This window comes from Haladaptatus rarus, assembly GCF_054177585.1.
Map to the genome: position 1 here is coordinate 641242 of NZ_JBPEHG010000002.1, position 23444 is coordinate 664685.

Below are 23444 nucleotides of genomic sequence, written 5' to 3' on the forward strand. Positions count from 1 at the left end.
TTTCAACCACGTTCCCCCTTACTTCGATGGCTGAGGAATCAGTAAACGCTCTGCCAGAGAGTAGTAGCGATCATGACAACCTGTTCGGTTCTGTCCGGTCGGTTACTAACGGCGCACTGTTCTATATCGTCAGTTACGGCGCCACGACGTTGCTCGGATTCGTTTTGAATATCGTACTCACTCGTGGGCTCGGCCCCGCTTTCTACGGGATGTTCGTCTACGGCAAACGGATAGTTTCGGCACTTCTTATGTTCGTCAACCTGGGATCCGATGTGTCGTCGATCAAGTATCTCTCCGCGAATAAAGACGATCACGAATATCAAAACCGGATGCTCGGTCTCTCCTTCGTGACGACGTTCGTCGGCAGTATCGTCGTCGGTCTCTTGCTCTTCGTTTTCGCGCCGTCCGTCAACAACGCCACACTGGACGAACCGCTGTTCACACAGGTTCTTCAGGTGTTCGCCCTGGTCATTCCTTTCAAGGCGATGACGAAAATAGCGACGTGTTCGTTCAAAGGGCTGGAGCTGCCACGACTGCAGGCATTGAACCAGATCCTGGGGTCGGTACTACAGCTATCGGTAATCGCGGTTGCCATCCTGGTTGGCTACTCGCTATTCGGTGTGACAGTGGGATTTATGATCGCAGGTGTGTTGCTGTTTTTCTTCTCTCTCGGACTCCTCTGGACACGCACCCACTTGCGACCGTCGTGGCCAACCGATAGGGACGAGAGCATCGAATTCTACAACTTCTCGATCCCGTTGACCATCTCCAGGACGGGGTCACTCCTCTACAATCAGATCGACATCTTCATGATTGGATTTTTCCTGACCTCCGCCGATGTCGGGTATTACAACATCGCCACACTGTTGTCGGGAATCATTGCCATCCCACTGGTCGGATTCAACCAGTTGTTCCCATCCGTCGCGTCCCGACTCTATGCCGACGACAACTACGAGGCACTACAATCCATCTCACAGATAATAACGCGGTGGTCGATCACGATCTCGCTTATCCTCGCCGTGCCGATCTTCCTGTATCGGTACGAGATATTGGTCTTGTTCGGAAAGGAGTTTAGCGCCGGTGCGACGATCCTGTCGCTGTTCGTACTGGGCACGCTCGTGAACGCCGCTGCTGGCCCGAGCAACGACATCCTGACGATGACCGACCACCAGTACGTCGTGTTACTGAATCACTGGCTCTTCGGCATCGCGAACGTCGTACTAAACTATTATTTCATCCAGATGTTCGGGCTGATCGGTGCTGCACTCGCCACTGCCAATGTGCTCGCGCTGGTCAACATCACTCGCGTGCTCGAAGTCTGGATTCTCGAAGATATCTTCACGTATTCGAACAAAATCTGGAAGCCGATCTCCGCGATCGCCCTTGCGGCACCGGTGATGTACCTCTGTCAGTTCGTGCTGTCGGGAGTGTCGCTGCTGGTCGCTGGCGGGGCCATCGGCGTCGTCACGTACGCCGCCATCCTGTACGCGTTCGGAATCGAGCAACGAGACAAAGAGATCATCCGGTACTACGTAACCGAGCTCGCTTGAACGAGACCGAAGATAGAAACAGTACACAAACCATGAAATTTGTGCCAACACGTTATAACGAAGAAAATTTCGTCACGTTCCTGAACAACCCCCGAACCGCTCTCGGCGAGATGAACCACTTCGGAAACCGAATCAACCGGGCCGTCCATCGGCGACTGAAGGGAGGTCGCGGGGTCGCAGTGATGGAAGAAGACTGGGATAACTTGCTGATACTGGATGGTTGTCGATACGACCTCTACGAAGACCGAACTTCCATCGAAGGGAACCTCCAGCGTCGGACCTCTCGCGGAAGCGAAAGTTGGGAGTTCATGCAAGGAAACTTCGTCGATGGGTCGTTCCACGACACCGTCTACGTCACCGCGAATCCACACGCGTATAAACTCGACGACGACGTTTTTTACCGAATCGTGAATCTTCTGGAAGAAGACTGGGACTCGGAATTGAAGACGGTCTTACCCGAGGATGTGGCGCAAGCGGCGCGTGAGACACATGAGCGGTACCCCAATAAACGTCTACTAATCCACTTCATGCAGCCACATTTCCCCTTTATTGGTGAGACGGGGCGTCGTATCGACCAGGGGGGGATCGTGATGCACAGGGACGACGAGTCGGTGGATGACCTGATGATCTGGGGGAAGCTGATGTATGGATTTATCGACAAAGAGACGGTCTGGCAGGCGTATCGCGAAAATCTGGATCTCGTGCTCTCGACCGTATCCGAGTTGCTACCAGATATTCCAGGAAGATCTATCATCACGTCTGACCACGGCAATCTCGTGGGCGAACGACTATGGCCCATCCCGACACGCGGCTATGGTCATCCCAGTGGGATAACGGCACCCGAACTCGTGGAGGTGCCGTGGCACGTCGTTCCGGCCGAGGAACGCCGAACGATCGAATCCGAGATGCCAACGAAACACGAGCGGCTTTCTGCGTCGAAGGTCGAGGATCGGCTTCGTAACCTCGGATACAAGGCTTGAACAGGTGGATAGGTTATTCGGTATCGTCAGGAAAAATCGACGCGGTCAGCGGGTGCTACAGGTCGGTCTCCCGTGAACAGCGTTCAGAGGAATCGACCGAGCATCGCCTGGAGACTGCTGATGTCGAAGCAGTACTCGCGTCCGTTATAGGTGACGCAGTAGCGGTCGGTGGAACTGGGAGCAGATGCGGGGATTCTCTGTTCGTCTACCGAGTTATCACCTGCAGGCGAATCGTTCTTCGTGCTGTCGGAACCAGAACTGTTCGACGAACTGCCGTCTGTGGTTTGGTTTCCGGAATCGCTTCCACTCGTACTCGAATCGCTATCGCTCGTATCCGATTCGCTTCCCGATTTCGTGGAACCACCTGTTCCAGTGCCACTGGCGGCTTCCTCAGCCGTCATCGGGACGCCCTTTGGCGGCGTCGTATCGGCGTTCTCCCCAGTCCGAGTGTTCTCTTCCGAGATCTGGCCGCCGTGTGCTGTTTGTAGGCCACCCTGGATATCGGAGTCGATAACCTTCGTCGTACCGTACCACGACCAGACGCCGCGGTCGTTGACCGCACCGGGGCTCGAACAGTTCTCGCCGCAAGGAGGAGTACTTCCGTCGACTTCCACGGTGCAGTTGCGAACGTACGAAGTTCTTCCCTTACTGTTCGTTCGAATGTTCGAGATGTTGTTGCTGTAGAAATACGAGTCTTCGAAGTTGGTGACGCCGTTGGCACCCTGGGCACCAGGACCACTCGCGTACGCACCGTTGTTGATCATGTGCGCCATGTGCATCCGACGGATGGTTATCGTTCCCTGGTGTGGAAGGTTGGCGTTCACCCAGATACCGCCGCCACCCTCTCTTTCCGGCTGTCCGTCACCCATATAGACGTTTTCGATGAGTCCATGTGCGTCGGGACTGGTGACACCTGGAACGATGATGAAACCTTCCCCATCGTGCTGGCCCTTGATACCAACGTTGCGGATGACCCAGTCATCTCCCTGGGCGAGGATCCTCAATCCCGCGCCATCCGCGGTGATATCTATGAGGACGTTTTCGAACGTTTCTCCGCTGCCGATCTGGATGACTTCCTGTTCGCCAGCTGGAACCGTGATCGTTTCGTAACTTTTTGCACCAGCGACACTGGTTGCAGCGCCAGTGGACGCGGCGGTAGCCGCCATGCCCATCAGTTTCAGGCATCTTCGGCGGTTGAGTAATGACTCATTAACACTTTCGTCTGTGTTCGAATCGCGTGCCATGCGGTTTTCAATGTGCCATTACCAGTTTATATAGTTGCCGATTCCGCTGTCTTAACACCTGAATTCGAGGAATGGACGGATAATCTATATTTTACAAGATTGGCGATGTTTATGCGGGCACCATTCAATCATCAAGAACCAAATTATGGACTTTTATCAGATGAAGTTATTCAAACAACTGTGTGCGAGGTCATATACGCGGGTTGAAAATACACGTTCACCGAAACGGGTGCTCTCTGTCGCCAAGAGACGTCCGATTCGCCTGTTTCTATCCGCTCATTGGACGCTAATTATTTCAAGCAAAATTCCGATTTGCAGTGCCTGATATATCCATATAATGGCAGATTACGGCATCGACACCGGTATATCCACCTAGTGAATATCGAGGCGAAACGGACTCGCAGGGTGCCACCCGTGACCGGACAAACTGACCACATCGACGACGACATCGCGGACGCGATCTTGAACGGTTCGACATACGAGCGACTCCGCGTCCGCCAGCACAGCCACTTCGACCAATCGATACCGACGAAACTGGCGTGGCAGGGTCTTCTCCTGCTGGCGCTGGCGCTCGTCGCACCACTCACACTCGGCTATCCCGCCTCGGTCGTCGCGCTCTTTCCGGGAGGCGAACCGCTGGCAGCATCGCCGACCATCCTGATGCCGGGCGCGCTCGTGCTCGTCCTCGAACTCGGGGCAGCGACGGGACACATCGCGGTCACGGTCGCAAGACTCCGGGGCGAATCCGCGCTAAGCGAACACCAGATGCGCCAACTCCTCAGTGTCGAGGAGATGGCTTCATTCTACGGGTTCGTCGGCGGTGCCTTGCTTCTCTCAGTGACGCTTTCGTTCTTCCTGCTCGGCTACGCTGGCGTCGAGACTGTCCAGCAGTTTTCGCAAACAGGGCGACAAGGCCCGTTCGACCCCTCTGGAACCGGACTGAGCGTGGCGACCGTCGCGCTGGCTGCGTTCGTAGGAAGCATCGTGCTCTTCGTGACGAGTCGCATTCTGGCCGTCAAACTGGACTGAAAGCCGGGTCAGGTTGTAGAACGAGCGTCGGGACGAGTGGGTGAAAACGGGACAGGTGGGCGGAAGCTTTACTCACGCGCGAAGAGTAGTTGGCTAATTGGGGGATCGAGGTGACAGAGGATTCGTGGGGAGATCTGTACGATATCCTGTTAGATCCATCGCTCGATAATCTGACGTACCGAGCGCTGGCACAGACTCCACGCCGGTACACGATGTATCTCCTGTTGGAGTGGGACCGAGTTTCGGTAGACGAGTTAGCCGACATCCTGACGGGATGGCTCTACGCGACCGAATATCGGATGACGACACCAGTCGATCGTGACCAACTGGTCACAGACCTCCACCGAACCCACATTCCACTGTTGGAAACGGCTGGACTCGTCGTCTACGACGAACGGCAGGGAGAACTTCGCCTCGGTGACCTGTCGCTCTCAGTCGTACAGCTCCTCGAATGGGCGCAATCGAACGAGTACGAAGACCAGACACGAACGAACTCCGACCAGTGACGACTTTCGATTTATGACCACGACAGTAGCGACGAGAGCGGGACAGGAGGTGTCCGAGTAGATGTTCCTCCGGGAGAAGATCGCTGAGATAGAACGGCAGCGGAAGACGCTCGTCGTCTATTCCAGCGATCCGGACACCGACATCGCAGACCAGTTCGGGACGAAGAACGTCTCGGTGCAGTACAAACGCATCCGGAGCGTCGGCGAGAACGATTTCATCGTCGTCCGTGACTCCAACGGCTTCCGAGGTGCGATCGGGCTCGCGTCCCTCCGAGAGTTCTTCACGCCGCCCATCTCGGTGCCGTGGAGTTCCGAGTACGACCCGTCCAACTTCCGCGACCTGCTCGACCTCTTCGACCGACTGTTGTTCGCGTCCTTCGACAAGCGACAGATGCTTGGGACGAGCCGCGAGATCGAAGACCGGGCATGGCGCGTCGGCCACGGTGAGCTACACGTCGGATTTCAGTCGTTCTCGGCGTTTCGCAGACAGCTTCCGGTCTACCGACGACTCGCCACCCAGACGCGTCTCGACATCCACATCTACGGTCGTACAGATTGGAACCCACCTGCACTTCGGAACACGACGCTCCACGCCGAACGGACGACCGAGATCGGGACGATCTGGTTTCTGGTCTACGACGGAGGGGGCGACGACTTCCAAAAATGTGCGCTGTTGGCCGAAGAACAGGAACCGGGTGAGTTCTACGGCTTCTGGACGTACGACCCGGTCGCCGTCGACGAACTACTCGATTACTTGCGACGAACGTACGGTCAGTAGGTTCGGCTCTCGTCTGTAGAGTGCAGGAGGGTGGGATGGCACGTCAGCGATTTCGAACCACCGGGTAGATCGCACCCAGCACCAGACCGAAGACGACGTGACCGACGAGGCTCTGCATGCTGATGTTCGGCACACTGGGTGCCGCAGGGAAGCCGACCGTCTGGAGCCAGATCGGCATCACGACGACAGCGGCGACGATCCAGAGAAGAACGCCGTAGCTGACACCGATCGCCGTCGATTTCCCGACGGATTTCGCGGCTCGGGGCACCGAAAGCGTCACGATCGCGGCGAATACCACTCCGAAGATGGCGGAGTTGACCATGTGGATCGTCCATCCAGCGAACCCTCCATCGAGGCCCCACAGGGCCGGAATCGCGTGTTCGATGACGGGGGTCATCTGCATCGTCAGCATGACGCCCATCACGGCTCCCGCGACGAGGCCCGAGAGGACACCGGCCTGCCACGCACCTTCGTTCGTCGTTTCAGCGTCCGTTACTTGATCAGTGGTAGTCTCTGTCGCCATTGCATGTGCCGGTACAGCGAATGAAGATAAGGAGATTTGGCGCGTGTGCGGCCCGTACGCACGTGCGATGGGCGCGCACGACCGTCGGTGAGTCGCAGGTAACTGGGGTTTTTATCGTCCACTATGTCCAATGTTCGCACATGACTGACCCCGACCCACAGCGATTTCGGGACCTGATGCTCGCCAACGAGCCAGGGTTCGAAAACGTCCTGACGTGTGTGTTCTCCATCCAGCCACACGAGAGCAAGACGTATCTCGCACTGTTGGAACGTCCGAACAGCACGACGGAGGAGCTGGCAACGGCGACAGGACGTGACCGATCCAACGTCTCGCGGTCGCTCTCGACCCTCCGTGAGAAGGGGTTGGCCAGCAGGCGACGACACCTTCTCGACGGTGGCGGTCACGTCTACCGCCACGAACCGACCTCGCTGGACGAGGCGAAAGAGCTGATGCACCACACACTGGACGAGTGGTGTGCATACGTGCATTCACGTATCGACGAGTTTGGAGAGCAACCGTCCTCGATAGGTAGTTGACATCCTCCCCGCCCTAAAGGGCGAGGATTCCCCCAAGGGGATATTCAGGTTGCGCATTTCCTCGGGCCTCAAGTACGCTTTCGCGTGGGCCGTCAACGGTCGCCGTCCAGTTGTGACCAAGGACGTGCTTTTCAGCGCGTACAGCCCTGTCAATGGGGCCTTCCTCCCTGTCAGCTACAGGCGTCAACGACGGCGGGTTCTTCAGCCCGCGAGGTAGCACGGTTCGACTCGCCCGAAGCGTTAGCCCGTGCATGGTTCACCCTCCCGTTGCGCAATATTCTCCGAAGCGTTCAGGTCGGCATAGCGTCCACGACCACACTCCGAACACGAAAAGTGGTCGCCATCACGAGTTCCCATCGAACCACACGCCGAACATCGCTGGCTGGTATGGTAGGCGTCAACTTTCTCGACGCGAATACCAGCACGTTCGGCTTTGTACGTGATGAACTGTTGGAGTTGGTGGAAGTGCCACGAGTGGACACCCGACCACGAACTGTTTTCACGGATACCTTCGAGGTTTTCCATCCGAATGACGGGGTTCTCGAACTGTTCCACGAACGTGATGAGACGACGGGAGAGTTTGTGATTCAGGTCTTTGATTCGACGCTGTTCTTTGTCACCCACACGGTTACGTGCGCGAAGCGCACCCGCTTCTGAAAGCGACTCGCGGAGGGAACGATATTTGCGTCGAACGTACTTCGCCTCACCACCCGACACCAGCATCGACTCGTCCTCACCGTAGGCGGAAACGGCGAGGATGTGTCGTTCACCAATATCGACACCGATGGGCGTCTCACCCGACGTATCGGTGTCATACTCGATGTTGAACGTACAATACCAGTCGTCTCCGCGACGGTAGACCTGTAGACGGGTCTTGTCGGCGTTACCCTCGACTAGTCGATCTACGGGGTCGGAAATGTCGTCGTACACTTCGAGGGGCGTGTACACCATTGGGAGACACACGGGAAGCCGACGACGACCGTGCCGTTCTCAGTCGTGTCGAGTTCCCAGTTCTGGTTGTTGACGGCGAACGGGTGACTCTCTCGGTAGCGAACCTCTCCGTCCTTGCTGTGGTCGGATTTAGCCTCTCGAATGGCTTGATTCTGAATAGCCGAGTAGAGGTCGTTGTCAATGCTGGCCGTGGTCACGGACTTGTCGAAGTCTCCGTTTTCCCATCCGTCGATACAGAATTGTTTGGTGTCACGGTAGAGGTGAGAGGCGTGTTGCCACTCTTTCCGCCGTGAGAGGGATGGGTTATGGAACTTCGCGGTGACAGTCACCGTGACCATTACAGTTGTAATTGAGTGCGCTATCTTAAGAAACTATTGGAATATCAGGCCGTGCTATTGATGATGGTTCGTGATGAGTTGTGTCGGATTCATCCCCGCGCTAAAGCACGGGGCTTTCTCCTTGCACTTCCGTAACAGACGACGAGTGGAAGTCAAATTCCGTCCGACGTGGATGCTATTTAACTACTCGATACGCCCTGATGATGGCTTTTCACGGCTTGCATTTATGACAGTGTATAACATATCCTTAGGGCATGGTCGCCCGAACCCACGTTCGCGTTCTCTTCGCCATTCTCCTCGTCATCTCCTCCGGCGTCATCGTCTCCGGATTCGTCGTTCGAGCGACGGAGCCGAACCAGATTCGAGCAGGGATGGAAGACGGGCCACGCGACATCCAGAGCGTTCCACCGAACGAACTCACGGTCGTCACCGACCACAAGACGCCGACGGTCGGCGCGAAGATCGTCGCGTTCGACTCCGACGGGGTCGTTCGCTACTACAACGACACGCTTGACTACTACTCGGATGTCGATCCGAGTCCCGCTGGCCGGTACACGGTCACCTACGTCGGCGTCGAGGATATGAGCAAGAAGCAGTGTGACGGAGCGACAGCCTGCCGTCGAATCGTCATCGAGCGCCTCAATCTCTCGACCGACCACGTGACACGCCTCTACAGTCGTGTCGTCCCGACCTACAAGGGATCCCGACTCCCGTACACGAACCGGTGGCACGACGTCGACCAGATCAACCGAACGCACTTCGTGGTCGCGGATATCGAACGCGACCGCGTGTTCGTCGTCAACACGTCGAGTGGCATCGTCACGTGGGAGTGGAACGCGCTCTCGCACTACTCCTACAAGAGCGGCGGCCCGTATCCGTACGACTTCACGCACATCAACGACGTGGAAGTACTGGACGATGGCCGTATCATGGCCAGCATCCGCAATCAGGACGAGGTCATCTTCCTGAACCGGACGACCGGCGTGGTCGAGGAGTGGACGCTTGGGTCGGAAGGCAACCATCGGTGGCTGTTCGGGCAGCACAACCCCGATTACATCCCGCCGGAACGTGGTGGCCCTGCCGTCATCGTCGCCGACTCGCACAACGACCGGATCGTCGAGTTTCAACGAGTGAACGGCCAGTGGAAAAAGAGCTGGGTCTGGAAGGACACGCGCCTCCAGTGGCCTCGTGACGCCGACCGATTACCGAACGGGAACACCCTCATCACGGACACGCATGGCAACCGCGTCGTCGAGGTAAACGAAGACGGCGAGACGGTCTGGAGCGTCGAACTCCACTTCCCCTACGACGCCGAGCGGCTTGGCACCGGTGACGAGAGTGCCGGTGGCGAGAGCGCCCAGCGTGCAGACCTCGCTGGCCGTGAGCCGATCTCGGACGGAGATGACCCCGCGAAAGACCAGGACACCAAAGCAGACGAGAAGGATGGCGTCAGTCTCTTCGGCAGCGTAGATCGAACCTTCGACGCCATCGAGGAAGCGATGCCAGCGATGGTTCTCAACGCGATACTGTACGTCCTTCCCGGCTGGGTCGGCGTGGATGACGTGTTCGCGCTCGTCGTGATCTTGAGTACGACCACGGCATGGGGAACCACGGAAGCCTACTGGCACGGCTACCGACTACGACTCCCCGTCGGCAGGGTCGGGACCGAGGACGACGAGTGAACCGTCGCCCCTAGATTACTATCGTCGCCAGCCAACCATTCAATCGACCAGTCAACCAGTCACCCAACCTTGCGACAGCTGTGGTGTATTCTGGTCACATCTGTTCATCCTCGGGACTCGCAGCGCCGAATAGTATTTCACTGTTGGCCCATTACTTCACCCAACCGATGATCACGGACGAAGACTCAGCAATCGAGACGTGTTCAGTACTGGTCGAGACCGACATCGAAGCGAGCGAACGTGTGAGCGATGCGGTCGTAGAGGCGGTCGCCGAAGCTGCGTCCCGCGACCCGTTGGATCTCCAACCACTCTACGATGCGATCGACCCGGATGCACTCGACGCCCTCTGGAGCGAGCGCCGACTTCAAGGGGACGACGACCTCCCGTACATCTCGTTCGAGTACACCGGGTACGAAGTGGAGGTACGACAGAATCAGACCGTCGTCGTTCGTGAATTGGCTTCTGCGCTCGGTGCTTAGGCACTCGACGACAGGCTGAGCGAAATCGCGAGGCAGCTTCGTACCAGTTCATTTAACCGCTTTCACAGACTGGTTTCCATACCGGATGAGCTATCGAGACGCGGTCAAGGCGGCCAAGTACGCTGGCGGGTCGAACGAGCAGGCGACGGCCCTCCACGAACGACGCCTCGAAACCATCGCGGCTGGTCGGGGGGAGTTCGACTTCGACGAGCCGCGAGGAATCGTCCTGCACGTCGTCCCGACCGGCGTCTACGACGATGGATACGCCATCGACCTCTCGGAACACGGTGTGTTGCCGGAGGCGACTCCGACACGACCTCGGGAGCTGCCGGTGCTCGGCGAGCGTGGTGAGGTGCGGGGAACCTGGACGGCAGATGGGTTCGGAGCCTACGTCGAGGCCGACGACCGAGACGACGGTACGACCGGCTACACGCATCTCTTCTCGAACGGGGTCGTCGAATCCGTCTCGGCACTGCCGTTCGTGGCACCGACATCGGACACCGAACCGACCCATCTCGATGGTAGACTGGTCGAACTCGGCCTGGTCGAGTGTGTCCGTCGTTACCTTCGCGTTCTCTCGTACCACCAGCAGACCGCACCCATCCACGTCGCAGTCAGCGTCTACGGAACCGAGGGCTGTCTCCTCGACCCAGGCACGGAGGCGGGCGACCCCCGCGAGATACGCGACGCCGTGCTTGCACCGTTTCCCGTCTCCCTCCAGAACTTCGATGTCGACGTTCGAACCGAACTGGCCAACCCTATCGACGCGCTCTGGCGCGGCGCGGGGTTTCCGGCGTCTCCATTCTTCGTCGGCGGGACGTGGACGCTTCGCTCGGCGTTCGATGACGGTAACTGACTCGTCGTCTCCGAACCGTCACCGGAGCGATTCGACCGCCGCCTCGACGGCGTCCGTCGTGCCGAGAAGCGTGATTCGATCTCCCTTCTGAACCACGACATCAGGCTGTGGAACGATGTACTCGCCGTCTCGCTGGACCAGTATCGGCGTACTGCCGTCCGGAAACGAGATGGTGTCGAGTGTACTCCCTGCAACCTCGTTCGACCCGACGACGACTTCGGAGATGTCGTTTTCGTCGCCGACCGCCGAGAGCCACTCGAAGAGACTCGGTCGGAGGATCATATCGTCCATCGTGTCGACGGTCGCCAGCGTCGGCGTGATGGTCCGGACACCGAGGTCTTCGAACGCCGCCACGTTTTCGACGCTGTTCGCCTGTGCGATGAGATCCTCGATACCGAATTTGATGCGGGCGGTCTGACACGCGAGGATGTTCTGGTCGTCGTCGCTGGTCGTGGCGACGACCATCTTCGCATCGTTCGCACCCGCCTCTTCGAGGACGGTAGCGTTCGTTCCGTTGCCGTGAACGACCGAGTAGCCCTCCGCACGGAGGTCTGTCACGACCTCGGGATCTCGTTCGATGATGATAGGGTGCTCACCTCGCTCGTCGAGTCGCTTCGCGAGGGTGCGTCCGATTCGACCGCCGCCGATCACGAGTATGGTCATGGGTACGATGTCGAGTGTTCGTGCGATGAATGGTGCGCCGCCCGCTTCGAGGACGACCGTTACGAGGATGACGAGGAAGACGACGCTCACGACGCTTCGTGCATTGGCGACGCCAGCGGCCGCCAGTTGCAGTGAGAACAGCGTCGCGGTCGATGCCGGGATGATTCCCCGTGGGCCGACAGCCGCGATGAACAGCCGTTCGTTTCGCGTGAACGCGGAGTTCACGGTCGAGACCAACACGCCGAGCGGACGAACGACCAGCATCACAACCAACACGAACGCGATGCCAGCCACGCCGAGCGCGACGAGTTCTTCGAACCTGAGCAGTGACGCGAGGATGACGTACACGACACTCAGGACGATGGCCGTGATATCGCCGCTGAAGCCCGCGATCTCTCGCTTGTACGGTATCTCCGCATTCCCCAGCAGTAGCCCTGCGACAGCGACCGTCACGACGCCCGCTTCGGAGGCGAAGAGATCGGCGATGGCGAACGAGAGCAACGCGATGGCGATCACGGTGATGCGCGAATCCTGTGGTGTCCGGCTCAGATACCGAAGCACGTAGCTCGCCGCGACTGCCGTAACGATCCCGATGAGGACGCCAACACCGAGCTGGATGACGAACTCGATGATGACTTCTTGTCCGACTGGCCCGCCGCGCGTAACCGGTTCTCGGCCCAGTGCCGCCGCGCTGAAGATGACTGCGCCCAGCACCGACGCGACCACGTCGTTGACGATGCCTTCGGTTTGAAGCGTCGTCTCGATACGGTCTCGGACCTCGATCTGCTCCAGTATCGGCTCGACGACCGTCGGCCCGGTCGCCACCAGCAGCGCGGCGATGAGAAACGAGAGACTCCACTGGAGGTCGAGCAGATAGTGTGCCGTGACACCCAGTCCGACGAGCGTGATCGCAGAGCCGATCGTCACCAGCCGGTGTGCCGACCGCGGAGCGTAGCGTATCTCGCCGAGGGTGAGTCGAAACGCCCCTTCGAAGACGATGACCGCCACCGCGAGTGAGACGATGGTATCGAGTGCGTCGTCGAACAGAGCCGGGTCGATCACCCCGACTCCTTCCGGGCCGAACAGGATACCGAAACCGAGGAGAAACACGACGTTCGGGACGCCGTACCGGTCTGCGAGTAGCCGTGAGACGGCTCCGAGGAAGATGATCGACGCCGAGACGAACAACACATCTGTAACCATCTGTCGGTAAAGACGGGGTTCCCCCTTTCCCCACGAACTGTCTCCGATCGAACTATCCACCAGATAGACGTTCGTGAGCAGTAGAACGTCAACTGATGCATCGATAAGTCTCGTGGCCGACCAAATCTTTTTGCTGCTGGACGATTTAGGCTAGCCTAAAGCTCGTGACCACACGAGCAGAGACACTATGCCAATACCACACCCCAGATCGAAACGGGCGGAAGCGTGGGCGTTCGTCTACCGAGGACTGTTCGACGTTCCAGACGAGGAATCGGGTGACGAGTCGAACTCGGCCGACGAGTGATACGCGCCCCCTGCCGGAAACCATCCAAGTAGTGGGCGTCAGGATTCCCTCGATATAAACCGCTATTCACTACGAGCGAAACAACCACTATCCATTCTGCGTGAACTATCGTTCACGATGGTCGAACCGAGAGGTGTCTTGCACGTTGGTGTCGTTCTCGTCGCGTTCACGGTCGTTCTGCTGAGCGTTCCAGTACTGCCGTATCTCTACGATTCGCCCCTGCCGAAGGTGCTCGGCGCACTCGGTCTTGGGCTGATCCTGCTCTCGCTCGGGTTACAAACCAACCGCGATACGTCGTAGAACGCTAGGTGCGTGGTCTTTCAGGCGTACTGAGGTGGGTGTGTTCTGCTCGTGACGACCCGAATAGTAGTTGGCGAATAAAATCCAGTAAGAGGATGGTTCCAAATCCGATTCCGATGGCCATACCAGTGGGCATACCGAGGAACCAAAGGAACGAGGTGAGGAGGGCACCGACGCCCACTACCCCTTCTATCCTGGTCCAATTAACGTTCGACCCCTCATGGGCAGCGGGGTTAAAAACCGTTTCAGCTGAATTTTCGTCGGGCATGGATCTACAGTTCTTCCATAGGCGCCATGTCACATGGTGATTCTCACATACATGTTGCCCTCCAATAGTCTCATTGTTCCGTCAACTGGGCTCTGTTTGACGGGGTTGTTCTCGGTGGGGAATCGGTCGTAGAGCTGTACTACTTTATATGATTATCCAGACAGCGAGATATCAACTCAGATCAGTGACTGAGTCTCAACTCTTGCTACGACGAATTATCCCGGAAAATCCCGAGCGGTCGGCACCTAGCGCCCATGTTGAAGGAGCCGAGGAGATGCAAACATGTTTGCGCGAACGGCCACGGCGTAAGTACTCTTCTTCCCTCATATGGTCCGAGATAAGCGACCAGCTGACCGACAGTACCGACGCTCTGCACGACAGTGTCTCAGACGGAACCAACTCATCACGTTCTCGGGGAGTGAATCATGAATCGGCGACTATTTCTCCGAGAACTGAGCGCCGGAGGCGCCATCGCCATCGGGCTCACGGTCGCTGGATGCGTCGGACAGGGTACAACGGGTACTGACCCCGAGGACGGTGATGGAGAGCTCGTCAAGATGACCGACGCCAACCGCTTCAAGCCGGAAACTGTGACGGTGCATGTCGGCGACACCGTGGTCTGGCGGAACACGGGATATGCTCCTCACACGGTGACCGCATATGAAGACAAGCTTCCCACCGGTTCGACGTACTTTGCAAGCGGTGGCTTCACGAGCGAGTCCGCCGCACGAAACGGCGCTTCAACTGGTGCCGGCATACTCGACGGTGGTGATGAGTACGAACACACGTTGGAGATGTCCGGGACGTACGCGTACTTTTGCATTCCACACGAGCAGGCAGCGATGACTGGTGTGGTTGTGGTCGAAGAGACGTCAGAATCGCAGTCGGGGGGCGAGTAGTTACGATGTCAATCGATACGGAATCGACGAACCCAAAGACTCTGTTACGCCAGGTTGGCGGTCTTCGAACCGTCGCGTTCTATGCGATCGTGGTGATGGTTATTGGCCTAATGGCTGCATTCCTCGGTGATACACTCGTGTTTTTCTTCACCGGCTGGTTCGACACCAATCCAGGCGTCCACCACCTCCACGAACTTATTTTCGTAACGATGCTCTGGTCGGTTCTCATCGGATTAGTGATGCAAATCTACAAACCCGAGAAGAGAGTTGCAGCGATGCAGCAAGCCCTCCTCGTCAACATCGTGATCACCGGAGCCAACGTCCTCACGGGGTTCTTTTTCCCACCTGCGCTACTCCTGGGTGGCTTGCTGGTCACTGCAGTCCTGCTACACCCAGCAGGGCGAGATGTTCTCCGCGTCCGAACCGCTGGATCGGTAAGTCCACTCCTCGTCGGTATGGTTGCCCTTGCTGGGATTCCGCTCGCGGTCTATGCGGCGAATCAGTACCTGCTCCAAGCGTCGGGAAATGTCCACGCCCAACTTGGACATTACGCTGATATGGTCACGTACACTGGCCTCATCCTGTTGTTAGGACTGCTCGCCGGTTTGCAACCGACTGGGTGGCGGGTGCCGCTCTGGAGCGCTGCTGGACTCGCCGTCGTCCTTGGGCTCTCATCAGCAGTGTACCCTACGCTCCCATCGAGTGCCGGACTGTTATGGGGAGGGCTGGCTATCCTCTGGGGTATTGGGTTCATCGTTGCAGGTGAAGTGAGCCGCTGGAAGGAAGTCTGAGCGAATCCATAGGGACTGATCGAAATGAAGAGTCCGTCGAAGACGCAAACATGTTTGCGTCATCACTGAATAGTTTGCCGACCTCCTCTCCTATATGCCCAAGGTACGAATGAAGGTCGAAGCGGACGGAAGTTTCGCCGACTTATCGAAGGAACATCCGGACGTCACATTCCGGATACTAACATCTCTTTCAACGGACGCAGGACACATGACGCTCGTGGAGGTTGAGAAGCTTGATCCGGAAACCGTCGACGAATTTCTTGCAAACGACCCAGAGGTGCTCACCTACGAAGTGCTCCACACCGATGACCGTACGTCAGTAGTTCAGTTTTTACAGGACTCGGAACCGGAAGCAGGCCAGGCTGGCAGAGAGTCAGGAAATCCACCCCCCTATCCGTTGATTCTTCGGAACGGATGGATACACGCCGAGTCCACCACGACACATGACCGCCTGTCACAGTTCAGAGCACAGTTAGATGCCACCGACGTCAACTATGAACTCCTGTCAGTAACCCAATCACATGATCCTACCGAGCTGCTCACGGAGCGGCAACGTGAGTTCATGACCGAAGCGCTCGAACGGGGTTACTACGACAACCCACGACGATGTTCGCTCACAGACCTTGCGAACGCATTCGGAGTCAACAAAGCAACAGCAAGTGGGATTCTCCACCGGGCTGAAGGCGCGATCATCAAAGAGTTCCTTCGTGAACCGGCGACGTACGAGAAAACAAGGTAGGTTGTTACAGGCATGCGCGAATACGTCGTCCGCTTCACCCATAAACGAGGTATCTATCCGTTGAGAGATATCTTCATCGACTACCCAGATCTGGTGGCGACCTCCCTTGCCATTTCGGTATCTCCTGACACCAGTTGGCGAGTTGAGCGCGTAACGGGTCCTGAAGACGCGCTCAATGCACTCGAAACCGTTTATCTTGACCCAGACATCTGCAACGAGTGCATTTATCCTCACCCGGCATGTGACGCTCAGCACGAGTACGAAGTACTCGAACGTGAACCGACCGCTTGCACCATCTACCGGTCAACGGCTGAAGAGAGTTTTTGTTACTCAGTCTCCGCACTCGCAGTATCAATCCTCGGTGACGGGCTCGTGTTCCATGCAACGCAGCATGGGCCGCACTACAAGTGGCGCGTCCTCGTCCCTGCTAATCGAGATCTCGGAGCGTTCCAGGACACAATCCAGAGCGACCTCCCAGCCGATGTTTCCTTCACAGTCCGTCGCGTCGGGGCACCTGAAAAATGGCGGTACGGTCATCAGTCCTGCAAGACCGACATTCCCTGCAAGCAGCGCAAACCGCTCGAAACTGCCATGCGGCTTGGTTATTACGAGTATCCCCGTGAGGCGTCACTTGAAGACATCGCTGCCGAGCTTGAGATGCCCCTGACGACGCTTCGCTATCGGCTTCGACGCGCCGAAGCGTGGGCAGTCGTGGTTGCTCAAGACGTTACACTCCCCGACGAGCAAATCGCTGACAATCAAGCTGTGACAGACCTGTCAGACAGGCTGTCCAATGAAGACTAATCTGTCACTGAAACTATCAAGTCGTCCCCCGATCATTATTGAATCAATTGTTCTTTTGCTCGTTGGCTGTACTGTCAGGGCACAGAGGAAAGTTTGACGAGGGAGTTCATCTTGTCGGTGTAAGTCTCTATCCATTCAGTTTGTAATAGTACAAGCACCAAACTATATGGATACCGTACGTACAGATGCTTGGAATGGCAAAACCCAGCACACAGAAGAAGATTGCTGGCCGTCAGCCAGCACAGCGAGAATTTATAGTCGGGGGTGTAGGCAAGTGCCCATATCCTGGCAGTGAGATCGCCTACCTCGGTCATCATGGGCCTACCGCTTTCTGGCAGTATCAGCCGTGTGAAGCAGTCATTATTAGCATTCCGGAGGATAATCTTCAACAGATGAATAAAATCCCGTCCGAAGAGGAGCTATGAGCCCCGCGCGTGGCAAGCTTGTAGAGATACGAGACGTCACTGAGGGTCTCTGGATATGGCGAGTCCAGCATCCTGATTGGAATTCTGAGTGTGATTGGGAGCCGGTGGTGACTTCGACGTGCGTGGAGTCACAAGGAGAGGTTGCGTTGCTTGACCCAATCGCCCCGCCCGACGATACAACCACCTTTTGGGACAGGCTCGACGCCCACCCACCGACTCTTCTCGCTGTCCTCAAACCGGATCACGTCCGCGATGTCGACCTCTTCAAGCGCCGCTATGATGTTCGAGCGTTCGGTCCAGAGCTCTTCTGGCGCGACAATATTCCGGAGACTGACCTCGAGCCGGTCTATCCCAACAGTGAGCTCCCTGGTGGGCTTCTCGCTCAGTATGACGGTCGGTGGCGGAAAGAAACACCACTCTGGGTGCCGGAACGGCGCACGCTGGTTGTTGCCGATGCGCTGACCGAACGAGACGGTGAGTTGCGAGTCTGGTGGACACCCTGGCATGATGAGCGCGCGCTTCCCGCGCTTCGGTCGCTGCTCGACCTTCCATTCCAGTACGTAATCATCTCGCACGGAGAGCCGGTACACGACCGGGCTGCCTACGAACGAGCACTTGAGCTGCCGCCATGGGCTCCAGATGGCCCCTGATGAACACGCTAAACCGGTTGGAAAACCGTTGAGTCTGGTCAAGGCGTTCAACTCCTGGAGAAAGTAGCAGTTCCGTGGTGGCTCCCAATCGCAGAGACATCCGGACTCCTCTTCGTCGGTCTTGTTCTCGTGCACGGATGGTTGGGGAGAGAAGACCTACTCTGACGGGCGAGTAAAGCGGCTCATGTCCTCCACGATCCCTCTGTTGTGGGAGGACACATGTAGATCCCCTCTCCTCAATAAGCATCTTGGCGGAAGAACTGCTTGATTCGTGGTGGGAACTTAACACCAAACGAGTTACTAGTGGGTAACGGTCGATGACGAGTTCGTTCGTCGTCGACGTAGGCCGCCCCAACAGTCCACAGATAGTAAAAAAGGACTCCAGCGACGAGAATCCGGAGGAGGTTTCCTCCAACCCCGTCGCTGGCTTGCTGGACGATTTCTGGCCCGGTTGCAGCCCACACTCCACTGACAATCTCTTCCAAAACCCATAGCGTCACCCACACGAGACCACTGGTTCGTAGAAGCTTTCAGCCCCAATCACTCCGAGGGTATCAAAAATCCGAACAGGAGGGAGAACGAACTGTAATCAAAGGCGATCGTGTCGAATTATTCACTGACTGCAAGGCGGAAACCCGCGTCTTCAGGCGCGGGAGGAAGCCGACACGATTGGCACTATCACTCCTCGCTGGCAGGCTGACTCCCCCACGTCAGCCAGAATTATAATAAATACATCCTTTCATATATGAAACACAGATGGTGGAGGATTCAACCACTCGCACCGTGCCCATCAAACTCGAGTTGGCCGAGCGTGCCGCTGCCCTCCTCCACCAGACCACCGACCACTTCCTCGACGCTGCCAACTACGTCGTCGACGTCGCGTGGGAACCAGAGTGGAAACTCACCAGCAAAGCCAAACTCCACGACCGCACCTACTACGCCGTGCGCGAAAACTCGCCGCTTCCAGCCAACCTCGTGCAAACGGCACGCAATCGCGCCGCAGAAGCCGTCGATGGTGTCGTCCAACGCTGGAAACAAGGGAAGAAAGCGTCCAAGCCCGAGTTCACCGCACGGTTCGCCAGCTACGACGCGAGAACCGTCACGGTCAACGACGACCACGTGACACTCGCCACGATCGATGGACGAGTGACCGCTGAATTCATCTTGCCAGATGCGTCTCGTGACACACCGCACTCGGCGTACCTGTTCAACGATGACTACGAGGTGAAAGGGGCGACGCTGCATTACGAGACGATTGAGGACTGCTTCTACCTTCACGTGCGGACAAAGCCCGTCGTGGAGAACGATGATGCCGGACAAGGCAATGCCAAGCACGTCTCCGTCCTTGGTGTTGACCTCGGCATTGCAAACATCGCAACATCCTCAACCGGCACGTTCTGGAGTGGCGGCGACCTCAACCACTGGCATCGAGAATACGAAAAGCGTCGTGGCGACCTGCAACAAGTCGGAACTCGCTGGGCACACGAGAACGTCCAGCGAGTCGGTCGAAAGCAAACTGGCCGCTTCGAGCAACTCTTACAGGCACTGTCTAGATAGGGAAAACCAAGCGACAGCGGTAAGATGGAGGGGATTTTATGCACTGTTCGTAGTAACTGATTTTTGAGGGTGAGATCGGCTGCACCGTGAGAAGACTGAATTCAATTGCTTCGCCGAAAACCTCGTCATAATGAGACGAGAGGGATTCGTTAACCACTCACGGGAGAGACGTTGAAACGCCACTCTACACCAGAATCGCTTAACTAGACAGTACCCTCTTACACATGGTGTCGAATAAACTGGTTGAGGAGGCCCTTGAGAACGAGTGTACGCACATCGTGTTCGAGCAATTGAAAGGCATCCGAGAGCGCCTGCCGCACGCGAAAGCGGTTCACAAATGGGCGTTTCACCGCTTGTTCGAGTACGTCACGTACAAAGCCGAGTCAGAAGGGCTTGTGGTGGAGCAGATTAACCCGGCGTACACGAGTCAGCGGTGCTCAAAATGTGGATTCTCCCACGAAGACAATCGGCCACACAACAATGGACAGGATGAGTTCGAGTGTTTGAGGTACGGCTACGAGGTTCACGCGGATTATAACGCGGCGAAGAATATCGGTCTGAAGTATCTCCGCGACCAGCAAACGTCTGGTCGCGGAGGCGCACCCGTAGGCGTGCGCTTGAACAGCGAGATGATGACCGTGAACGGCGAGTACTCGCCGACCGCCCTCAGCGGTTAGAACGGGAGTCCACGCTGAATGCCACGCCCTGAAGGGCGTGGTAGCTTGCTGACTGCGTTTCCCACGCCGACCGCGCACAAGTACGTGTAGATAATTCCCGCGCCGAAGGCGAGTGGAGCGCAACTGAGGGTTCGACAGTCGAAGAGAAACACCGTTTGCCGTCCCAATTCGATAAAGGGCCAGCGGTAGGGATTGTTCCAGAGAACGATTGTGGCGACGAATCCGCCCATGAGGACGAGGAAGGACGCCCCGACGAGGGGATTCATGAATATCTGTGGTAATTTCTTATTCTGCATTAACTGGTGAGATGAAAGAGAGCTATTAATACTTTGTCACGAGTGATAAACCGACGTGCGTGATCTGCCACCGTGACTGGTGGTCTCTCCCGCTGCCTTTTAGGGGTTGGTTTGGTCATCGGAGGCTATAGTCGACGAGGACGGAGCCGTCGTCGAAACGACGTGTCGTGTTGAGAGCGAGGTCGACCCGCGCTGCGTCGGGGAGGGCTCGGGTTCCCCCACCGACAATCGTCGGGATCAAGCGCAGTAGATATCGGTCGACCAGACCTGCCCGGATTGCCTCGGCAGCGAGGCCGGCACCACCGATTTGCAGGTCGCGGTCGGCTTGGTCTTTCATGGTCTGTACCACTTCGGGGTCGAACGTCCGCTCCAGGCGAGTCCGCGGTTCCGGCACGGTGTCCAGGGTGGTTGAGTAGACGACCTTGTCGGTATCCCGCCACGCCTCGGCGAACTCGTGTTGTACCTCGGAGAGGTCATCGAGGTCAAAGGTGTCCCACACCCGCATCGTCTCATACATGCGACGGCCACAAAGGAAGGTGCCGACCGATTGTTGGAGGTCGTTGAAGAAGGCATGCGCGTCTTCAGATGGCTCTGCCCAGTCGAAGTTGCCGTTCTCGTCGGCAATGTAGCCGTCGAGTGATGGGTTGATGGCGTAGATGAGGTTGGCCATGGAATCCTCTTGATCGTCGCGTCTAATCAATATGGACGCCAGAGTGGACGGAAACTGATTAGACGGTCTGTATCTCCGTTGCGCACCTTTTCGAAGGCAGCCACGACTCCGGATGGGACCGCCGCTACGTGAACCAGGTTTATTTCATCTGTAGATACCGCTCTGCTGCATGCATCTTCTGTATTTAGCACGGCTTTTCTGCCAGCGACCGGAAAGGTCATCGTACCCGTGCTGAATACACAGCGCGAATGTATCGCGTGGGTTCTGTCAACCTTAGAATGGTTTGCGGTGGCTATGCTACCAACAGGGCGTGGATTAATTGGGCGAGCAGGCCACAGTTCGTCGTAGCGGAATTGATAGTGGTAGCAGTGGGGTTCACCACGGTCGACTGTGTCAGGTTCTCCTTTCTCCCCGGCATCCAGTCAATTATTTGTCTGATATTTATTGTAGTTTATTCCGATGATGCAACTATGAGCCGTGGTCTTCGCCGTATCGGTGCTGGTATCGGGACGTACCTACTCTCGTATCTCCTCGTCGGCCTCGCCACCATCCCGTTACTGTCACGGATACTGCAACCAAGTCGCGACCCTTCCGGAGAAGCGCGGATGTTATGGCTGGCGTACACGGACGCCGGCCAGCCCGTCTGGAAAGCAGTCGGCTGGGTTCTGCTGAACGCTCACTTTATGCCGGTGAACGCCCATTTCCGCGGGGCGGGTCTGTCGGGTGGTACCACAGTCGGTGTCGTCGGTGGCTACGAGTGGCTCTATCTCGTCCCTGTCGTTGCGTGTCTCTTGGGTGGTGCGGCCATCGTTGTCCTGTCGGCCGACTCCTCCCCCGTCGCGCTGGCCGTCGGCAGCTATCTCGCCGTCGGCTACGTCCCGACCGCAATCCTCTCAGCATCCCTCTTCGCAATCAACACCAGCAAAGCCGGTGGAGGAATGAGGATGAATCCGGGCACCTATTTCTCCGTGGAGTTTTGGCCGTTCGTCGTCGTCGGCTACCCGCTGGTGTTCGGGACGCTCGGCGCGATCGTCGCCCAATCACCGCTACTCTAAGACATCCAGTTTCGTCGCCTCAATCGGGACGGATAAGCGATTCGAGTCACAAGGCAGCCGGTGCAGAGACGAGCCCTTGGCGAGACATACTCTCTATTCAGCACAGCGTTTGTGACTGCTACTCAGTAGTTCGCTGAGCCACTGCAAGATACAGGGCGCGACTCGGTCACCAACCGAGACACTGGAATGCGGGATTGGCGATTGGCACGTATTACTCAACGGGTGGGAGGTAGGTGTCGTAGTGTTCCATCACCTCAATGACGGGGGCCATATCAGACGGGGGCCACTCATCTACTCCGGCTCTCAACTCCTGCATTTCCTGGAAGTATTCTTCGAGTCCACCAGGCGAGACCAGGATCAGATACCTCGCCGGTTCGTCCGAAACGACGGTGAACGTGTGGACCCTCCTAGGTGGCACTAAGACGAATTCGTCTGGCCCTGCCCGCCGGTCTTCGCCATCGATTTCGAAATCGACCTCCCCCTCTAGAATGTAGAATCCCTCAATCATCTCCTTGTGCCAATGGGGTGCGGGACCTTGGCCGGGATTGACCTCGTTTTCGATGAGACTCCACGCACCGTCGGTATCGTCACTGGTGGCGAGCAGTGACATTTTGATACCAGGTCTAGTAATCACTCTCGATTCATCTGGCTGAGAACTATTCCGCACCATAAGATGGATACGCTGGCTTAG

General features: G+C 57.2%; 22 protein-coding genes and 3 pseudogenes. 18 read left to right on the top strand and 7 right to left on the bottom strand.

Annotated features, from left to right (window positions below; genetic code table 11):
• Window positions 1–26 precede the first annotated feature (26 nt).
• A complete protein-coding gene (locus tag ACR3FE_RS08635) occupies window positions 27–1550 on the top strand; it encodes a flippase (RefSeq protein WP_458206678.1) in 1524 nt (507 codons plus the stop codon).
• Between the two features lie 41 nt (window positions 1551–1591).
• Entirely contained in the window at window positions 1592–2530 is a 939-nt protein-coding gene (locus ACR3FE_RS08640) for a hypothetical protein (RefSeq protein WP_458206679.1), read from the top strand.
• A gap of 83 nt (window positions 2531–2613) precedes the next feature.
• Here ACR3FE_RS08640 and ACR3FE_RS08645 read toward each other — a convergent pair whose 3' ends face one another.
• Entirely contained in the window at window positions 2614–3702 is a 1089-nt protein-coding gene (locus ACR3FE_RS08645) for a hypothetical protein (RefSeq protein ID WP_458206680.1), read from the bottom strand.
• A 486-nt stretch (window positions 3703–4188) separates the two neighbouring features.
• Between ACR3FE_RS08645 and ACR3FE_RS08650 the strand changes: the two genes are divergently transcribed.
• The 3 genes from ACR3FE_RS08650 to ACR3FE_RS08660 all read left to right on the top strand — a co-directional run bounded on the left by ACR3FE_RS08650 (window position 4189) and on the right by ACR3FE_RS08660 (window position 6087).
• Window positions 4189–4803, top strand: coding sequence for a hypothetical protein (locus ACR3FE_RS08650; protein ID WP_458206681.1), 615 nt, complete (start codon window positions 4189–4191; stop codon window positions 4801–4803).
• A gap of 110 nt (window positions 4804–4913) precedes the next feature.
• The gene (locus tag ACR3FE_RS08655) at window positions 4914–5309 is read left to right on the top strand and encodes a DUF7344 domain-containing protein (protein ID WP_458206682.1); all 396 of its coding nucleotides are present in this window, start codon (window positions 4914–4916) and stop codon (window positions 5307–5309) included.
• 61 nt (window positions 5310–5370) lie between these two features.
• Window positions 5371–6087: a DICT sensory domain-containing protein gene (locus ACR3FE_RS08660; RefSeq protein WP_458206683.1), complete on the top strand. Its 717-nt coding sequence runs from the start codon at window positions 5371–5373 to the stop codon at window positions 6085–6087.
• Between the two features lie 43 nt (window positions 6088–6130).
• Here the strand turns inward: ACR3FE_RS08660 and ACR3FE_RS08665 are convergent, their stop codons facing one another.
• Entirely contained in the window at window positions 6131–6610 is a 480-nt protein-coding gene (locus tag ACR3FE_RS08665) for a histidine kinase (RefSeq protein ID WP_458206684.1), read from the bottom strand.
• 140 nt (window positions 6611–6750) lie between these two features.
• Here ACR3FE_RS08665 and ACR3FE_RS08670 point away from each other — a divergent pair, with 140 nt between their 5' ends.
• Window positions 6751–7146, top strand: coding sequence for a helix-turn-helix domain-containing protein (locus ACR3FE_RS08670; protein ID WP_458206685.1), 396 nt, complete (start codon window positions 6751–6753; stop codon window positions 7144–7146).
• A 240-nt stretch (window positions 7147–7386) separates the two neighbouring features.
• Here ACR3FE_RS08670 and ACR3FE_RS08675 read toward each other — a convergent pair.
• A pseudogene (locus ACR3FE_RS08675) lies at window positions 7387–8435 on the bottom strand (RNA-guided endonuclease InsQ/TnpB family protein).
• 254 nt (window positions 8436–8689) lie between these two features.
• Here ACR3FE_RS08675 and ACR3FE_RS08680 point away from each other — a divergent pair.
• The 3 genes from ACR3FE_RS08680 to ACR3FE_RS08690 all read left to right on the top strand — a co-directional run bounded on the left by ACR3FE_RS08680 (window position 8690) and on the right by ACR3FE_RS08690 (window position 11452).
• Complete coding sequence (locus ACR3FE_RS08680) at window positions 8690–10117, top strand: aryl-sulfate sulfotransferase (protein ID WP_458206686.1); 1428 nt, start codon at window positions 8690–8692, stop codon at window positions 10115–10117.
• A gap of 167 nt (window positions 10118–10284) precedes the next feature.
• Window positions 10285–10596 (top strand): HalOD1 output domain-containing protein, encoded by a 312-nt coding sequence (locus tag ACR3FE_RS08685; protein ID WP_458206687.1) that lies wholly within the window; start codon window positions 10285–10287, stop codon window positions 10594–10596.
• 85 nt (window positions 10597–10681) lie between these two features.
• The gene (locus ACR3FE_RS08690) at window positions 10682–11452 is read left to right on the top strand and encodes a hypothetical protein (RefSeq protein WP_458206688.1); all 771 of its coding nucleotides are present in this window, start codon (window positions 10682–10684) and stop codon (window positions 11450–11452) included.
• An 18-nt stretch (window positions 11453–11470) separates the two neighbouring features.
• Here ACR3FE_RS08690 and ACR3FE_RS08695 read toward each other — a convergent pair whose 3' ends face one another.
• The gene (locus ACR3FE_RS08695) at window positions 11471–13318 is read right to left on the bottom strand and encodes a cation:proton antiporter domain-containing protein (protein WP_458206743.1); all 1848 of its coding nucleotides are present in this window, start codon (window positions 13316–13318) and stop codon (window positions 11471–11473) included.
• A 421-nt stretch (window positions 13319–13739) separates the two neighbouring features.
• On the opposite strand from ACR3FE_RS08695, the gene ACR3FE_RS08700 reads away from it, so the two are divergent.
• The 8 genes and pseudogenes from ACR3FE_RS08700 to ACR3FE_RS08735 all read left to right on the top strand — a co-directional run.
• The gene (locus tag ACR3FE_RS08700) at window positions 13740–13922 is read left to right on the top strand and encodes a hypothetical protein (RefSeq protein WP_458206689.1); all 183 of its coding nucleotides are present in this window, start codon (window positions 13740–13742) and stop codon (window positions 13920–13922) included.
• Between the two features lie 693 nt (window positions 13923–14615).
• A complete protein-coding gene (locus ACR3FE_RS08705) occupies window positions 14616–15089 on the top strand; it encodes a cupredoxin domain-containing protein (protein WP_458206690.1) in 474 nt (157 codons plus the stop codon).
• A 5-nt stretch (window positions 15090–15094) separates the two neighbouring features.
• Window positions 15095–15880 (top strand): hypothetical protein, encoded by a 786-nt coding sequence (locus tag ACR3FE_RS08710; protein WP_458206691.1) that lies wholly within the window; start codon window positions 15095–15097, stop codon window positions 15878–15880.
• Between the two features lie 94 nt (window positions 15881–15974).
• Complete coding sequence (locus tag ACR3FE_RS08715; protein ID WP_458206692.1) at window positions 15975–16619, top strand: helix-turn-helix domain-containing protein; 645 nt, start codon at window positions 15975–15977, stop codon at window positions 16617–16619.
• Window positions 16620–16631: 12 nt separating this feature from the next.
• Window positions 16632–17423 carry a helix-turn-helix domain-containing protein gene (locus ACR3FE_RS08720; RefSeq protein ID WP_458206693.1) on the top strand — a complete coding sequence of 264 codons (792 nt, stop codon included), beginning with the start codon at window positions 16632–16634 and terminating at the stop codon, window positions 17421–17423.
• 547 nt (window positions 17424–17970) lie between these two features.
• A complete protein-coding gene (locus ACR3FE_RS08725; protein WP_458206694.1) occupies window positions 17971–18498 on the top strand; it encodes an MBL fold metallo-hydrolase in 528 nt (175 codons plus the stop codon).
• Window positions 18499–19254: 756 nt separating this feature from the next.
• Window positions 19255–20031, top strand: a pseudogene (locus ACR3FE_RS08730) (nuclease/transposase family protein); the annotation flags it as partial.
• A gap of 239 nt (window positions 20032–20270) precedes the next feature.
• Window positions 20271–20732: pseudogene (locus ACR3FE_RS08735) on the top strand (RNA-guided endonuclease InsQ/TnpB family protein); the annotation flags it as partial.
• On the opposite strand, the gene ACR3FE_RS08740 reads toward ACR3FE_RS08735, so the two are convergent.
• Window positions 20729–21028 carry a hypothetical protein gene (locus tag ACR3FE_RS08740; RefSeq protein WP_458206695.1) on the bottom strand — a complete coding sequence of 100 codons (300 nt, stop codon included), beginning with the start codon at window positions 21026–21028 and terminating at the stop codon, window positions 20729–20731. The pseudogene ACR3FE_RS08735 and the gene ACR3FE_RS08740 overlap by 4 nt on opposite strands.
• 115 nt (window positions 21029–21143) lie before the next feature.
• Complete coding sequence (locus ACR3FE_RS08745; protein ID WP_458206696.1) at window positions 21144–21698, bottom strand: dihydrofolate reductase family protein; 555 nt, start codon at window positions 21696–21698, stop codon at window positions 21144–21146.
• A gap of 470 nt (window positions 21699–22168) precedes the next feature.
• Between ACR3FE_RS08745 and ACR3FE_RS08750 the strand changes: the two genes are divergently transcribed.
• On the top strand, window positions 22169–22753 hold the full coding sequence (locus ACR3FE_RS08750) for a DUF7978 family protein (protein WP_458206697.1): 585 nt from the start codon (window positions 22169–22171) through the stop codon (window positions 22751–22753).
• Between the two features lie 211 nt (window positions 22754–22964).
• Here ACR3FE_RS08750 and ACR3FE_RS08755 read toward each other — a convergent pair whose 3' ends face one another.
• On the bottom strand, window positions 22965–23363 hold the full coding sequence (locus ACR3FE_RS08755) for a cupin domain-containing protein (protein WP_458206698.1): 399 nt from the start codon (window positions 23361–23363) through the stop codon (window positions 22965–22967).
• Between the last annotated feature and the right edge of the window lie 81 nt (window positions 23364–23444).